Annotated in this window: 10 protein-coding genes; 2 read left to right on the top strand and 8 right to left on the bottom strand. The window is 38.9% G+C overall.

Annotation, left to right across the window (positions count from 1 at the left end; translation table 11 throughout):
* Positions 1 to 6 precede the first annotated feature (6 nt).
* The 7 genes from rodA to LEP1GSC202_RS03715 form a co-directional block, all read right to left on the bottom strand.
* Positions 7 to 1,521, bottom strand: coding sequence for a rod shape-determining protein RodA (rodA, locus tag LEP1GSC202_RS03745; RefSeq protein ID WP_015677613.1), 1,515 nt, complete (start codon positions 1,519 to 1,521; stop codon positions 7 to 9).
* Positions 1,521 to 3,458, bottom strand: coding sequence for a penicillin-binding protein 2 (gene mrdA, locus LEP1GSC202_RS03740; protein ID WP_015676872.1), 1,938 nt, complete (start codon positions 3,456 to 3,458; stop codon positions 1,521 to 1,523). Before mrdA ends, rodA begins: the two co-directional genes overlap by 1 nt.
* Positions 3,455 to 3,970, bottom strand: coding sequence for a rod shape-determining protein MreD (gene mreD, locus LEP1GSC202_RS03735; protein WP_015676439.1), 516 nt, complete (start codon positions 3,968 to 3,970; stop codon positions 3,455 to 3,457). The genes mrdA and mreD overlap by 4 nt, the downstream gene beginning before the upstream one ends.
* Entirely contained in the window at positions 3,967 to 5,163 is a 1,197-nt protein-coding gene (mreC, locus tag LEP1GSC202_RS03730) for a rod shape-determining protein MreC (protein ID WP_015677047.1), read from the bottom strand. Before mreC ends, mreD begins: the two co-directional genes overlap by 4 nt.
* Before the next feature lie 66 nt (positions 5,164 to 5,229).
* Positions 5,230 to 5,868, bottom strand: coding sequence for a hypothetical protein (locus tag LEP1GSC202_RS03725; protein WP_015677049.1), 639 nt, complete (start codon positions 5,866 to 5,868; stop codon positions 5,230 to 5,232).
* A gap of 181 nt (positions 5,869 to 6,049) precedes the next feature.
* On the bottom strand, positions 6,050 to 7,237 hold the full coding sequence (locus LEP1GSC202_RS03720; RefSeq protein ID WP_015677121.1) for a GAF domain-containing sensor histidine kinase: 1,188 nt from the start codon (positions 7,235 to 7,237) through the stop codon (positions 6,050 to 6,052).
* 96 nt (positions 7,238 to 7,333) lie between these two features.
* The gene (locus tag LEP1GSC202_RS03715) at positions 7,334 to 9,613 is read right to left on the bottom strand and encodes an autotransporter outer membrane beta-barrel domain-containing protein (protein WP_039928115.1); all 2,280 of its coding nucleotides are present in this window, start codon (positions 9,611 to 9,613) and stop codon (positions 7,334 to 7,336) included.
* Positions 9,614 to 9,886: 273 nt separating this feature from the next.
* On the opposite strand from LEP1GSC202_RS03715, the gene LEP1GSC202_RS03710 reads away from it, so the two are divergent.
* A complete protein-coding gene (locus LEP1GSC202_RS03710) occupies positions 9,887 to 12,091 on the top strand; it encodes a PAS domain S-box protein (RefSeq protein ID WP_015676627.1) in 2,205 nt (734 codons plus the stop codon).
* A 188-nt stretch (positions 12,092 to 12,279) separates the two neighbouring features.
* The gene (locus tag LEP1GSC202_RS03705) at positions 12,280 to 13,677 is read left to right on the top strand and encodes a hypothetical protein (RefSeq protein WP_015676485.1); all 1,398 of its coding nucleotides are present in this window, start codon (positions 12,280 to 12,282) and stop codon (positions 13,675 to 13,677) included.
* A gap of 79 nt (positions 13,678 to 13,756) precedes the next feature.
* Here LEP1GSC202_RS03705 and LEP1GSC202_RS03700 read toward each other — a convergent pair whose 3' ends face one another.
* Positions 13,757 to 15,100, bottom strand: coding sequence for an adenylate/guanylate cyclase domain-containing protein (locus LEP1GSC202_RS03700; protein WP_015677022.1), 1,344 nt, complete (start codon positions 15,098 to 15,100; stop codon positions 13,757 to 13,759).
* Positions 15,101 to 15,103 lie beyond the last annotated feature (3 nt).

Genomic DNA, 15,103 nt, shown 5'->3' with positions numbered 1-15,103 from the left:
TCTTTGTTAGTTGGCAAACTTACGCTTTTTGATCGATAAAATGATACCAACAGCTGTCATCGCCATCACCAAATGGGATCCACCATAACTCATAAATGTGAGTGGAACACCAGTTACTGGGAGGAGTCCAATCACAATGCCCACATTGATGGCAATGTGGAAAAAAATCATGGCAACAATCCCTGCTGCAAGTAGTGATCCAAACCTATCCTTACTCTCAAAACTAATTTGTAGTCCACGGAGTGGGATGGACATCAAAAAGAACAATAACAATACACTTCCAAAAAATCCAGTTTGTTCTGCCCATGAAGCAAAGATAAAGTCTGTTCCCGATTCGGGAACATGAGGGATTCTGCCTTCTGTCATTTCCCCATGGAAAAGTCCTTTTCCAAAAACCTTTCCCGAACCAACGGCAGGTTTGGAAGCGCGGAGTTGGTAACCAGCCCCTTGTTTGAATTGGTCGGGGTTTAAAAAAGCTGTAAGACGGATGACTTGGTTTTCACGGAACGGAATGGATTTGTGAACCGCAATCGCAGAAAGAACAGAGAGTCCCAGTATCCCGATCGTGATATAATAATTTCTAAGATGGCGAGAACCACGTGCGATCCGAATGAAAATCATGACAAGACTAATGAGTGTTAGTGTGCCACCCAAACCAAACATAAAGGCTTCGTTGGATAAAATTTTATAACCCAAACTTGCATATTCATCTTTTACTATTTCTGCGGCTTCGCGGATCATCTGTAGGTTTTTTGGATTTTCGATCCCAGGCAGTGTGAGTCCTGATACTTTTTTCCCATCTAAAATGAGCCAAATTTTACCTTGGAGTTGGTTCACAAGTGATACAAGTTCGGTTTTGTTATCTTTACGAAGTAAATCGATGAGCGGTTGGATGAGAGTGAGTTGTGAATAAGCTAGGTACATCGGTACCATAAGGGAGATCCCACCAAAGGTGAGAAGGGATCCGACGTGTAATATATCTGCCCCACCTAAGTACAACATTGTAAATAACATTGGTAAAAAAGAAACTGCTGTTCCAAAATCAGGTTGTAAGATGATGAAAAGCATTGGCACCAAACATATGATAAATGGTATGATTAGAACCGTAATTTTGTGCATTTCCTTTTCTTTCATGACAAGGTATTGACCTAACAAAATCACTGTCGCAAGTTTTGAAAACTCTGATGCCTGTAAGGTGATGGGACCAAGTTTTAACCATGACCTTGCTCCTCGACCAGAGGGAAGGTATCCAATGCCTGGGATGAGGGTGATCACAAGAAGGAAAATGGAAAATAAATAAATAAAGAGAGCATACGAACCAATCAACTGGTAATTGATCCTCGACATAAACCACATTGCTATCAGACCAACAAATACAAACGAAAATTGTTTGTACCAGCGTCCCAGTGCATCTGCCGTGTTTGCCTCTTGTGTATAAAGTGTGAGAACACCAGCCATTGCTACAAGTACAACGGAAAAGATTAAAAAATAATCGAGTTTTTCTGTATTACGATCAGCCATTAAAATGCCTCTTGTTCGACTGGTGCTTCTTCTTCCATGGTTTTCGCACGGGATCTATCCGTTCTTGGGAAAGAACCTGGTGGGAACGCTGCCTTAAACACTTCTCTTGCTGCAGGAGCCGCGGATGCCGCACCACCTACACCATATTCTACGAAGGCAGCAACTAATATTTGTTTTTCGACAGGTGCGTTTACTGGTGCATAACCAATAAACCAAGCGTGATTGGAAGAGGATGCACCTCTCCTTCGAGTTTGCGCAGTTCCCGTTTTACCAGCAATTTCTGGTAAGTTTGGAGAATTCAAAACTCCAGATGCTGTTCCTGAATATCCAACCAAATACAATCCTTCTTTTAAAGCTTCTACGGTCGATTTTTTGAGAGGAATATCACGTAAAATGGTTGGTTCTGTTTTTTGGATAAGGGAGTTATCAAGTGGGCTTCTGATTTCGGACACAACGTACGGTTTGTAAATTTTTCCATTATTCACAACTGCCATATAAAACAATGCCATCTCTATTGGTGTGACAGAAATAAAACCTTGTCCGATGGATAAGTTTACCGTATCTCCATCAAACCATTTGTTTCCATAAGTTCGTTTTTTCCAATCGGAACTTGGGATAAATCCAGTAGCCTCTCCTGGTAAATCAATCCCTGTTTTTTTGTCTAAGCCGAATAACCTTGAATAGGCGAGGATTGGTTCTGCACCCAATTTATATCCCAATTGATAAAAATAAACTGAGTTGGATTTTTCCAAGGCTTGCGCTAAGTTTAGTTCGCCGTGATTTTTTTTATCCCAGTTATAAAATACTTGGTCCGGTACACCTTTAAAGGTTGATTTTAAAGTAAAACTGGCAGGGCATGAAAACGTTTGTTTGGGATCATAATTGATTTTGTGTTCACTTTCCATGGCCGCAAGTCCAACCAGGGTTTTGAAAGTGGATGCTGGTGGGAACCTAGATTGGATTGCTAAATTTAAAAACCCACCATTGTTTGTGACTCTGGTGAAGTGATTGGATCTTTCGAGTTTATTTTTCCCTGACAATATATTGGGATCATACGCTGGGTTTGATGCCATTGCTAACACTTCCCCAGTGGTTGCTTTGATGGCAAGGACCGTTCCCCTAACACCCTTTAGGGCTTTGTAAGCGGCAATTTGCATATCTCGATCAATGGTGAGGATTAAGTTATTGCCAGGGACAGAATGTTCGATGACACGTTCTTCTTCGATATTTCCTTCTGTGTTTCGTTTTTGGATGCGAAAACCGTCTTGTCCGCGAAGGGTTGTATCGTATAATGATTCGATTCCACCTTTTCCAATCAATTGGTAGGTTTTGATTTCTTTTTCTTGTAAGTCACTTGTTGTTGGTTTTCCCACATAACCTGTCACATGCGAGAGTGCTGGCCCCATATGATAAACACGAGCAGGTGAGGACACAAGATACACATAACGATTGATATTGTCTAATACTAAAATACGTTCTTGTTGTTCCCTTGAGATCCCTTCGAGTAAAACAAACGGTTCTCTTGATCGAATTTTTTTAATAAGGCGTGATTCTTGTAATTCTTTTTCGTAATAAACAATGGGTATGGAAAGTGCTTCGCAGAATTTATAAATGAATTCTTTTACTTTTTTGGCATCGTTTTTCAGTAAACTTGTATTGAGGATCACATCCAGGGAAGCGGAGTTGGAAACGAGTGGTTGGCTTGTTTCTGGAGTTAAAAAGTTACGATCAAAAATATTCCCACGGTCAGCAGGTATGGATTCACTACGGCGGACAAATCGTTCGGCTTTGAGAGAGTTTTCACTCCCTTGTACAATTTGTAAGTTGAATAATTGTAAAATGTAAGCAGTTAACGTAAATACAATCATTCCCGTAAAGAAGTACAAACGTTTCCGGAAACTTGCTTCTAAACGAAACTCAGAAGCCGACTGGCTCATTGCCGCACCTCATCTCCATCCAATCGATACGCCCATGAAAACAAAAAGAAAAGAGCAGGACCAAGGAAAGCATTGTAAAGTGAAACATACAAAAACGAGTAACTATGGTTGGAATGAAAGAACATCAAAAACAGCAAATAGGTGATGAGTCTCGAAACAAAGGTAAGTCCCAAAATGTAAATTGTGATGGAGATATAGTTTTCTGTATAAGAACTTCGTAACCCTTTCCCAACGATGTAACCTACAATTGCATAGGAAAAGGAATGTAGGCCAATTTTGTAATAAACAAGATTGTCTCCACCAATTTCACCACCGAGTGCAGTGTCAGTGAGAAGGCCACCAAAAAATCCTAACCAAAGTCCATACATTGGTCCTTTACGGAGTGCAAAAAACGCAACAAAGATCACCATAAAATCTGGTCTTACTGCATTTCCTAGTTCAAACACATTGGAACCATTTAGGAAATGAGCGAGTAACAGGCCTATGACGATAAATACCTTATCTAAAATCATGGGTTCACCTCTTTTGGACTTTCCATGGTCTGAGGAGATGGGGAAGGAGCGGGAGACGGCTCTGATGGAGAACTAGGATTCGTAGAAGGGTTGGTTCGTCCTGTGTTTGGAGTTCCAAACGTACTTGGTCCACCAAATCCCTGTGTTCCTTGTTTTTTCTCTTTCTCTTTTTTATTATAATCTTTTTCTTTTGGAAAATCTATCTCTCCAAAGTATGGGCCTTCGATTTGGATTGTTTTTTCCGCAGGCCACTCTTCACGCCATTTCTCCGGAAGTTTTTTTAAGACAATGACGTGTAAAAGGTTATCAAACTCAACAAACGGGCGTAAGATGGCTGTTTTAAAAGAACCATTCCTTGGTCCTTCTTCGATAATGGTTCCAACGGGAATCCCTGGAGGGAAAACTCCCGATCCACCAGAACTAAACACCGCTTTTCCAATTTTACTAAACCCTTCTGTAAACATTGTGTTTGCTGAAGTGGGAGGTGGATTCGGTCCCATTGGAAAATTTCCGATGGCTTTTGGATCGATTACGATTCCGGAATCAATGTAATCTAACAAAACGTCTGTTCCACGGCCACTGTTCCCATTGAGAGACGCCCATAAATTTGTGCCTGGGATGGAGACTCCCATGGAAAAGTTGGAATTGATGATGGGTTGGATGACAGCTGAACCTTTGGAGACAGCGATGATTTTTCCGACAAGTGCCTCTGTGAATTTACCTTTTTCGTCTAACGCGCGTGCTACGACTGGCATATAAGGTTTAATACCCGATTCAGAACCTTTGTTGATGATGATGGTTCTGTAAATCGCATTCAAACGAACACTGAGTACTTCCGCGCGAACCGATGGGTATTCGGTGCGGAGTGGGAAGTTTAACTCTTGGCGGAGGATTGCGTTTTCTGCTTTGAGGCGCTCCACATCTTTGGAGAGCTGGCGGTATTCTTCCATCACATTCAAACAAGAGTCACGTTCTTCTCTGACTCGTTCGAAGGATTCCAGTTTGTTATAACTACTTTTGATGAGGGATCCAAAGGAATCAAAGGAACCGGAAAAAAAGTCGCCTACACCCTGAAAGCTGGCAATCCCTCTTACCATGAAGTTGCCATTCCAAATTAGGGAAGTAAAGGAAAACAGGAATACGAAAAGTAGGGAAAACAATTCGTCATTTTGATTGATACGATTCCACTTCATGGACTTATGTCACATTAATTTTCGTGGAAAGAATATTTCAAGCGAGAATCGGATTTGGTCCATTTTTCATTCACTAGCCTCTGGTTTCTCGTGTGGGCGGAAATAAAATGTGGAGGCAGACTCCATTTCCACACTGCCTTGGATGGACCGAAACCCTTTTGGTTCCCGAAACACTGTGACTTTTGTTTGGCTTAGAGTCCCGCCGTTTCGTTTCGTTGGACTGAACCTGATTCTAACCTCTGCAACACCGGGATCGACGACTTGTGCCAAGTAGGAGTCCCTTCCCCAATGGACGAGGACAAACTCGCGGATGCCGAAGGCAGGGGATTTGTCCCTTGCTGTTCCTAAAAACTTAGCGACAAGGGAAAGAAAGGTCCTATCTTCCTCTTTGTCCAGATGGGAAACAAATTGTAAGAGGTGGGCTCGTAAGTACTCTTTGGCATGGTTGTGGGCTAGTAGGACACGGTGGCGTCTGTCCAGTTGGTTGTAAAAGGTTTGGAGTAGCGAACGTTCTGTTTGGTTGCAACCCGCTTTGAACGCCAAGCGGTCGAGTCGTTTTCTATGCATCTGGATGAGTTCAAAACGGTGGGTGAAGTAGGCACTGATCCGAAAGGCATAATAAAAAAATAAGATAAGGCCAATGAGCTGTAAAAGGACAAATTCAGGATTTCCTTTCCAGATCCAAATTGGTTTTTCTGGGAACATTGTTGGTTAGACGATAAGGGAGTGGGGGAAACACTTGAATCTCAGTTACAATATTAAAAAGGAAAATCTTTCCTTATGCGTTCGATCTTAAGAATCCCGCTTTTTGAAAAGATTGTAGCGGGTCACGCGGTCGTTCTTACAAGAAATGACCATCCCCTAACAGATTCGAGGCGTTAATGGTTTACGGATTTACAATCGGAAGTTGGATGACAAACTCACTTCCCTTTCCTACTTCCGAATTCACTGTAAATCTTCCCTTCAATTCATCTACAAGTAATTTAACAAATTGGATCCCGAATCCGTTTCCAACCTCGCCCGCTGTCCCGATGGTTGAATTTACTTTATCTGATAATACTTCGTTGATTTGTTCCGCTGTCATTCCGATTCCAAAGTCTTTGATCCGAATGATAACTGTTTGTTTTTCGGAATTCATGATTTCAAAATGAATCTGTATTTCACTTTTCATCGGCGAAAACTTAATGGAATTCGAAACTAGGTTGCCAATGATTTGAAGGAATTTGTTTTTCGGAATTTTTGTTTTGTTTAAGTTGGGATGAATGTTTACATTGATGACGATTTGTTTTGCTTGCGCTTGCGCATGGAAGAGACTTAACAATTGTTCGCAAAATTCTTGTATTGTGGTCTCATAACGAAAGGCACCTTCATCGGTAAATTCACTCATAAGATCATTTACCAAATTCAAAACAGAATCACTACTTTCCTTCATCATTTTCATGTTGGAAACATATTCTGCCATGTCCAAATTTTCCTTTTCTTCGAGGATGATTTCCGCCAATCCAGATATGCCACCGATGGGTCCTCGGATATCATGAGCTAAAATTTTATATTGTTTCCATAATTTGAGATTCCTTTCAGTGATGAGATGGATGGTGTTTTTCAGTTTGATCCGCTGGGTTACCTCTTCGGCGATGATTTCTAAAAGTTTGATTTTGTCCGAGGAAATAGAATTTTCCTCTGTATCGATAACACAGATGGAACCTATGTTTAATCCTTTTAAATGAATGGGAATTCCATAATAGTATCGCAAGTAAGGACCTTGGGTGACAAAGCCTTTCTCTTTGAACCTTAGATCCGACCGTAAGTCTTTCACTTCTAAATGTGAATTGTTTAAGATGGTATATTGGCAAACCGTTTCGTCTCTTGGAGTAAGTGTGGAAGGGAAACCAAAATCGCCAATGGTCCACTGGTGTAATGCATCGATCAGATTGATATGAGAAATCGGTGTACCTGTGATCCTTGCCGCTAGCTCTGCGAGTCCATTAAATTCCTCTTTTAGGGAAACATAATCTAAGTTTAATTCTGCTAATTGGAGCAATCGAGGGATTTCATTTTCTGGTATGGTTTGCATGGCTTGATTCCTCATGGATTCACGATTCTTCTAGATTTTTGAAACATTACCTATAGATATGAATGAGTCTATTTTCTCTTAGGAAATTGTACCCAATTAAAGGCCAAAAAGAGAAGTAGAAAAAATCTCAAATCCTCCGCGTACATGACGATTCACTTGTGCTAGGCTACCAAAGATGATAATTTCTTTTTCTCCTCTAAAAAATCCATTTACATCTCCAGTGCGGAGTGGATCAAAACTAGTAAGTGTTCCATTTGGCAAATCAAGAACAGCAAGCCTCTGGCGTGTAACACCAGAAACATTTGTAAACGTACCTTGTGTGAGTGCGATTCCATTTTCCAAAATTAGGATATTCTGAACTGTTGCAGAAAAGTTGAATGGAGTTGCGTTTACCGTTGGTCCCGAAAGATCATAACGCGCAAAATAGGTTCCAAGGTTGGAAAATGTTCCCCCAAGGTATAAATTATTATTATAAAAAGCTAATGCTGATATGGAATTGTCTGGGGCAGTTGGAAAAAAAGCAGAAGGATTTTGCCCGTCGGAAGATCGAATGCGATGGAGATTGTTTACCGTAAATCCTCCTATATTTGTAAACCCACCACCGACATAAAGAAATCCGTCTTTTTCGATGATACTACTCACCGAACCACCGGCAATTGTAGCACTCCATGAAGTATCAACTGATCCAGAATCTCGAAAGAAAGCCGCCATACTATAACGTGTGTATCCTTGTGCAAAGTCAAAACTTCCTCCCACATAAACTTTGGATTCTGTTATGTGAATGTCTTCAATATATGGATTTGCTGTGATATCAAATCTTTCAGAAGTCAGGCTAAGATCCTTTTTGTTTAACGATACAAATCCTTGTGTTTTTGCCTCACCAAAGAAATTGGTGAAACTCCCTGCAATATAAATTTTTTCCCCAAAAGATTTGATTTTGATTACAGGAAAATCCAGATTAGGATTCCAATCTGTTGCTTTTCCCGTGATCCGACTGATCTCGGCAATATGATTCCTAGTCACTCCATTGACAGATGTAAAATCTCCTGGAACAATAAGCCGATTGTTTGTCGTTACAGTGGCTTTGCAATTACCAATACTTGCATCTTTACTAAAATTTGGATTAAACTCATTCAAAGTAAAAGAATTTAGGTCAACCCCGGCCCCATAATTTCTTTCGGCACCTAACACAGATGTGAATTTTCCAAAAATGAATACTTGATCACCGATGACGATAGATGAAGTGATTTCATTGTTAACATTGAAGTTTGTAAAACCAGAAATGATTGCCCCACTGTTGTTCAAAATAGCAAAATTACCTGTAGTGGTTCCTGATACTTGATTGAATGCGCCTCCAACCAATATTTTGCCCTTGTGAAAATTGATCGTATTCGCATTACCACCTGTAAGCGATAAGGGCCATCCCACGGGAGCACCACCTGTGGTTAAATCGGCTGCTTTGATCAAAAAGGATCCAAAAACTCCAACGGTCAAAATGACATTCGTTCCCGTACTCAGTGTACCAAAGGTCATATCACGCACAGAATCACCATTTACGTTGACAGGAACCCATGTTGTATCCATGGCACCAGTTGACAGTGAAAACCTTGCGATGGAGTTTATATTGGTTCCATTTACATTCGTGAATCTACCACCAATGTAGAGAAAGTTTTCATTCTTTTTGATGACAAAAACTGATTGGCTTCCCCCGGTAATGCTAGGGTTCCAAGTGGAATCTAAGGCACCTGTTTTTGCATTCAACCGAGCAATCCCAATTCGACCTGTTCCACCAAGAGTCGTAAAATTACCACCAATGTAGAGGAAATCTCCATCCAATTCCATTGCTTCAACAATTTGTGAGGCGGTATCGGGAGAGGGTGCATTAAAATTTAAATCCAGTTTGCAATTGGGAAGGAAGTGAGCGATTCTGTTTTTGACTTGTCCTTGAACGGTAGCAAACGATCCACCAACATAGAATCCTCCTTCTCCGTCAGAAATAGCGATATTCGCGATGCCTGAAACGTCCGTATAAGCACACTCGGACGGATCGATATGCATTCCTGTAGAAGGATTTAAAACGGCTACATTTCCTACATTCGGTCCTACATAATTGAATTGGCCACCAACAAGAATTCGTTCCGCATCAGCAAAGATGGAAAACACTGTTGCAGATGAGCCGTGGACTCCCCACAATGAGAAGTTTTTGTTAAATCCTGGCCAACAAGAAGGAGAAGAATCATTTATAATAAATCGTAGTAGTGTGGTTCGCAGATAGGAATCAGATTCAGGGTCACAACCATTGGAAAGTTTAGGGGAACAAAAAAAGACCAAAGAAACTGAGAAATAAATAATTGAAATACGCAATTTAGTTTTCATTTGGATTTGACAATTCAATGTTTTTCATCGAATTTACTGAGTGAATCAAATTGCCCAAGTATTTTTTTGTTAACAAATACCTTAATGTTTCTCTCTGATTTGCGATTCCAAACGGAACCTTCTCCTTCGTTTTGGCACACTGGCAAATTTTAGTGTGCAATACTTGTATTTTATCTGCAATGGGAGACAGATTCTCAAAGACAAAACATCGGCTGTCACTCAAGTCAAATTGATTTACGATTTAAGAGCGAACGATAAGAAAAGGACTGGTAGATGGATATAAAATCGATTATTGAAAAAGCAGTGGAAGAATCCATTAGTGCCATTGCGATTTCAGATCCAAAAGGTAAGATCGTTTTTGTGAACAAAGCGTTTCTACGCCTTTGGGGTTATGCATCGAAAGAAGAGGTGGAAGGAAGAAATGCAAATGAGTTTTGGATCCCATCTGAAAATGAAAAAAATGGTATCGATTCTCTGATCAAAACTGGTTTTTATTTTGGGGAATTTGAAGCGGTAAAAAAAAACAAATCAATTTGGCATGGTGTAGCCCAATTCAGTATTTCGAAATCGACTTCAAACGAAATTCAATTCATTTTATTTAACTTTTTTGAAAGTTCAAACCGCAAACGTACATCGGATACGATCCGCGAAACAGAAAATTATTATTCGCAGATACTTGACTCAATCTCTGATTTTATTATCTGTAAAGATTCTAATTTCAAAATGACCTATGTGAACCAAGCCTGTGCAGATTACCTTGGTCAAAAAAAATCAGATTTAATTGGTACTTATGATATTCCAGAAAACAAACAAGAATTCATCGAAGAGTATCACAAAATCGATTCTTTTGTCTTCAAAGAAGGCAAACAAGTAAAAATCGAAAAAGAACCTCATTTGGGAAAAGATGGATTGGTTCGTTATTTTAATACCGTCAAAACTCCGATTCGTGATCAATATGGAAATATAAATGAACTTGTCGCTGTAGCAAGAGACATCACCGATTCTGAAGACATTTTAGGAAAATTAAAATTAATCGCTGAGATCACTTCGGATTATATCTATACTGCAAATATCATAGAAGGTGAAATCATTGCCGATTGGAGTTCAGGGAATTTATCAAAAATTGTTGGGTATACTGTTGAGGAAATTGGAAAAATCGGAGGTTGGATCAAAATCATCCATCCCGATGATCTGGATCTTGTTGGAAATCGAGTATCTGAAATTCTCCAAGGCAAGGTTGGTGTTTCGGAATACCGGGTTTTGTCAAAAAGTGGGGAGTATGTTTGGATACGAGATTATAGCAAACCATTGTATGATGAGTTTGGTAAATTATCCAGATTGATTGGAGCATCAAAAAATATTACGATTGAAAAGGAAGTTGAAACAAAACTCAAAGAAAGTAATGAACGATTCAAAGCATCTTTAGAAGCTTCTCTTGAATCAATTTATTTTTTATCTGTAGTGAAAGACGATCATGGAACGATAATTGATTTCGCTTTCAACGAAATGAATGATAAAGGTGTAAAAAACTTAGGAGTCCCAAAGGAAGAACTGATTGGAAAAAGAATATGTGAATTATATCCTATTAATTTAGAAAACGGGTTTTTTGAGCAGTATAAACATGTATTTCTGACAAAACAACCACTTGAACAAGAGTATACAATTCCAGACGGATACTACACACCAGGTTATTTCCATCACATCGTTTTGCCAACTACAGATGGAATTGTCATTTACAATCGCAACATATCAGATCGTGTCGCGAAAAATAAAGAACTTGAAACGCTCGTTCAAGTCACAAATAGACAGAATGAAAGGTTAAGAGAATATACTTATATTACATCTCACAACCTTCGAGCACCCATTGCAAATATATTAAGTTTATGTAATTTACTGAAAGATGATCCTGGTGATCAAACTTTGGTTCAAATGATCGAATCTTCTGCGCAACAGTTGGATCATATGATGAAAAACTTAAATGAATTGCTTACAATTGAAAAGGATTCCCATTCGCTTGTAAAAAAAGAAATTCACCTTCAACAAGAAATTCAAAACCAACTTTTGTTATATGTATCTGATAAATCGAATCATACTAAAGTTGATGTCATCATACCAAACGATTTATTCCTTTATACGATACCGGTTTATTTCGAAAGTATCGTTAATAATGTCTTATCCAATGCATTTAAATATTTATCTCAGAAAAGTATTGGGCATATCCGAATCGAAGCGAAACTGTCCGAAGAGTTTATCATACTGACAATCTCCGATAATGGAATTGGAATCGATTTGGAAAAATATCGAAATAAAATGTTTAAAATGAATTCAAGGTTCCATCCCAATATCGAAGGGAAGGGCATGGGTCTTTTTCTAACAAAATACCAAATCGAATCCTTAGGGGGAAAAATTGAAGTAGAGAGTGAAGTTGATAAAGGAACAAGTTTCCATCTCTATTTTCCGACCATACAAAAAAACTAATATTGAATATCTTTGAACTATGTTCAAAAACTTTCAACCTGTCAAAATGTTTTTTAGCGAAATTTTGAACGATTTGAGCGGTATTTTAAAAAATTTTTTTCCCAGCTCTCTTTTTTCCATTGAATCATCTAACATTCACGTACGATCTGCAACTAAACGAAAACAGATTTGAAAATGGAGATTTGAAGATGAAGGGATTCTATCAAAAAACAGGCATTAAACTAAGTTCAAAACTTGCGAAAGGTTTACTCATATTCTCACTACTTCATTGTAATTTATTTGCTCCTAAGTCAAAAAATGATGATGTATTGAACCTGTTTTTACTCTCACAATTGTTTCAATCCAAGATAGAATTTCAGTTAGGCGAAAATTTAAATTCCAATTCTCTTGTAAGGAATGCGAACTCTGTTATTGTTTTGCCTGCAGAATTCAATAACCCCAACTTCGAACTCAAGTCAGTCCCGATTGCCGATTTTTCAATGAATATTGCGGGATTTTTAGTATGGAAATCACCTGAGTTTGGTGGTGTTCCTTATGGTCAGGAAACAGTATCCAATGCTGATAAAATCCTTTTGGATATGGGTGCCGAAGCCTATGGAAGTGATGCAAAATTTAAAGTTCCCTTCCAATTTGGACAGTGGGATATCTTCCAATCCCTATATGGAGTCCAAAGATTAGGCCAACCATTAAAAACTTTCTCAATTGATCCAACTTGGAAAGACGGAAGTTATGATCGATTGGGTCTCATCATCTTTGATTTCAAAATTGAGTATGATAGTAATTATATCAGTTCACCTATGCAACGTTTGGTTGAGATGAGGGTAAGGGCATTGAGTTCAAATAATGGTGGGAACATCAATACTTCTGAGGATTATTATCGGAATGCAACCGTTACAAATTTCGATATGCCCTATTTAGGTAGTAACGAAACCATTTTAAGTATGAAAACTCCTTGCCAAACGCTCTATCCTGATGAGCCAAGGATCATCAACATCCACCAAGCAGTGTTCTGTGGGATGAGTCTACAACCATTGTTAAATGTTAATGCAGACACGGGTTCTGCAATACCTAGCGCATACAAAATTTCATCTTCCTATGTTAGGATCCAAAATGGTGACTTGGCACTTGGTGTTCCGCAAGGAACATGGGATACAAATCTCAATGAGTTGAGTGGACTTCCTGGTGATGCCGTTCCTCCGGGAAGCAATTTAGCAGTACTCCATGGCAATTTAATGCCCGAATACAGTTCCAATTCATGGAACAATGAGAGACTCCTTGTATTAAAGATTCCAGGGAATACGACACGAAATCGAATGAAAATCGTTGTCGATAAAAACAATTCCTTGTTATTTCATTCATCCAATGGGAATTCCATTTACACTCCGATCACATCGCCGAAGTTAATGGCCGACTATAAAGGTCCAGGGGTATCTTCCGAGTATGAAATCGATGACAATTGGTCTGTAGCGAATGGTATCTTCCGAAGTGCTTGGCCTACCACCGCATCAGACCCCAATCAAATTGATCCATCCAATGGAAAGGTATTTGGATACTTTTTACCAAAGATTTCGATTCAAGTTGAATGATCGATTGTTACTGAGTGAATGTTGGATAAGGAATGCTTTTTAGTGATTTGATCACTACGAAATGATGAAGGCATTCCTTTTATTTCATTCCCATCAACCGAACTAACGATCCAAGAGCCGTCTCCCAAATCGACTTCCATTCTGCATTCCATTGATCCCCTAAACTTTTTTCTAACGCATAAAGTAGGCTTGGTGCAATTGCTCCAAAATCAGTCACTGGAATGCCCATTTCTTCATGCATTTTTCCTAAATTTTGGAGTTCAATTTGGATCTGGTTCAAATTTCCTAATCTCTCAATCGTTTTTCCAAACATAGCCAGTAACTTTTTGGCTTGTGTTTCCATATCTGTATTTTGGAAAAATTTTTGGAACTCTGGTTTGGTTTCGAGAAAGTGAATGTAAAAATCCCGAGCTAAATTCGGATTCAGTTGTAATGCCAGTTCTAGTGATCGTTGTAATTCTAAAATTTGATCTTTCTCCTTAAAGCCTAACACGGAGTAAACGGCCATTCTTTCCGTTTTTCCTCTGAGTTTTGTAAGAATCTTTTTTTGAATTTGAATTTTGTCAGAGACGTATTGGTAAATCTCGTCAGAGATTAAAAATCTTGTCCCAGTTTTTTTATTCAGAGCTTCTAATCGCGAAGCCACGTTTACTGTATCTCCGAGAACTGTTTGTGATTTATGATCGGAATGACCTATATCACCGTAGATCACTTGACCTGCATGTAATCCCAACCGAATGTCAAATTCATGGTGGAAACGTTCCTTAACATAAACATTGAATTTTTTTAGTTGATCAAAAATACGAAAACAAGCTCGTAATGCCTGGACAAACATTTGTTTTTTTGCATCTTCCAAAGTAAGTTGTGATGTTTGTAATTTTGTTTTGTCTAAAAAGAAATACGCAAGGATACCATCCCCAATAAATTTATCGATAAATCCACCATTGTTAAGAATTGGATCACTCATCTCTTGGAAAAATCGATTGAGAACAAATACAACATCATAAGCTAAACTTGACTCTGTAAAAGAAGTGAAACCTTTTATGTCTAAAAATAAAATTGCCGCATAACACTCCTCGCCAGTTTTCGAATTTTTTCTTTCGGAAGTTATGTTTTTAAGATCTTCTTCATCTCGAATGATCCTTTGGACTTCGACATTACCAAAGATTTCTGTTTGGCATGACAATCGAATTTCTTTAGGCCAACCTTTCCGATCGGCAATTGTTTTTTCCCTATCATTCCTTTCACTGAGAGAAGATAACCCATCAGAAACAAAAACGCGACAGGTTGTGCAACGTGCATTTCCTCCACATAAATGATAGAGAGGGAAGTTATGTGCGATGGCGGTTTCCAAAATTGTATCGCCGGACCGTTTGGTTTTTAAGGTTTTCCTTTCCGGTTCTAAAAAAGAGAGATCAAACATTGA

It is taken from the genome of Leptospira yanagawae serovar Saopaulo str. Sao Paulo = ATCC 700523 (genome assembly GCF_000332475.2).
GTDB lineage: Bacteria > Spirochaetota > Leptospiria > Leptospirales > Leptospiraceae > Leptospira_A > Leptospira_A yanagawae.
The sequence above is the reverse complement of the archived record's forward strand: the minus strand, read 5'-3'. Positions and strand labels throughout refer to the sequence as shown.

What these genes read in the sequence shown, in the direction of transcription:
- LEP1GSC202_RS03715 (WP_039928115.1), bottom strand. Translation starts at nt 9,613, where the DNA reads ATGAAAACTAAATTGCGTATTTCAATTATTTATTTCTCAGTTTCTTTG.
- LEP1GSC202_RS03720 (WP_015677121.1), bottom strand. Translation starts at nt 7,237, where the DNA reads ATGCAAACCATACCAGAAAATGAAATCCCTCGATTGCTCCAATTAGCA.
- mreD (WP_015676439.1), bottom strand. Translation starts at nt 3,970, where the DNA reads ATGATTTTAGATAAGGTATTTATCGTCATAGGCCTGTTACTCGCTCAT.
- rodA (WP_015677613.1), bottom strand. Translation starts at nt 1,521, where the DNA reads ATGGCTGATCGTAATACAGAAAAACTCGATTATTTTTTAATCTTTTCC.
- LEP1GSC202_RS03725 (WP_015677049.1), bottom strand. Translation starts at nt 5,868, where the DNA reads ATGTTCCCAGAAAAACCAATTTGGATCTGGAAAGGAAATCCTGAATTT.
- mreC (WP_015677047.1), bottom strand. Translation starts at nt 5,163, where the DNA reads ATGAAGTGGAATCGTATCAATCAAAATGACGAATTGTTTTCCCTACTT.
- mrdA (WP_015676872.1), bottom strand. Translation starts at nt 3,458, where the DNA reads ATGAGCCAGTCGGCTTCTGAGTTTCGTTTAGAAGCAAGTTTCCGGAAA.
- LEP1GSC202_RS03700 (WP_015677022.1), bottom strand. Translation starts at nt 15,100, where the DNA reads ATGTTTGATCTCTCTTTTTTAGAACCGGAAAGGAAAACCTTAAAAACC.
- LEP1GSC202_RS03710 (WP_015676627.1), top strand. Translation starts at nt 9,887, where the DNA reads ATGGATATAAAATCGATTATTGAAAAAGCAGTGGAAGAATCCATTAGT.
- LEP1GSC202_RS03705 (WP_015676485.1), top strand. Translation starts at nt 12,280, where the DNA reads ATGAAGGGATTCTATCAAAAAACAGGCATTAAACTAAGTTCAAAACTT.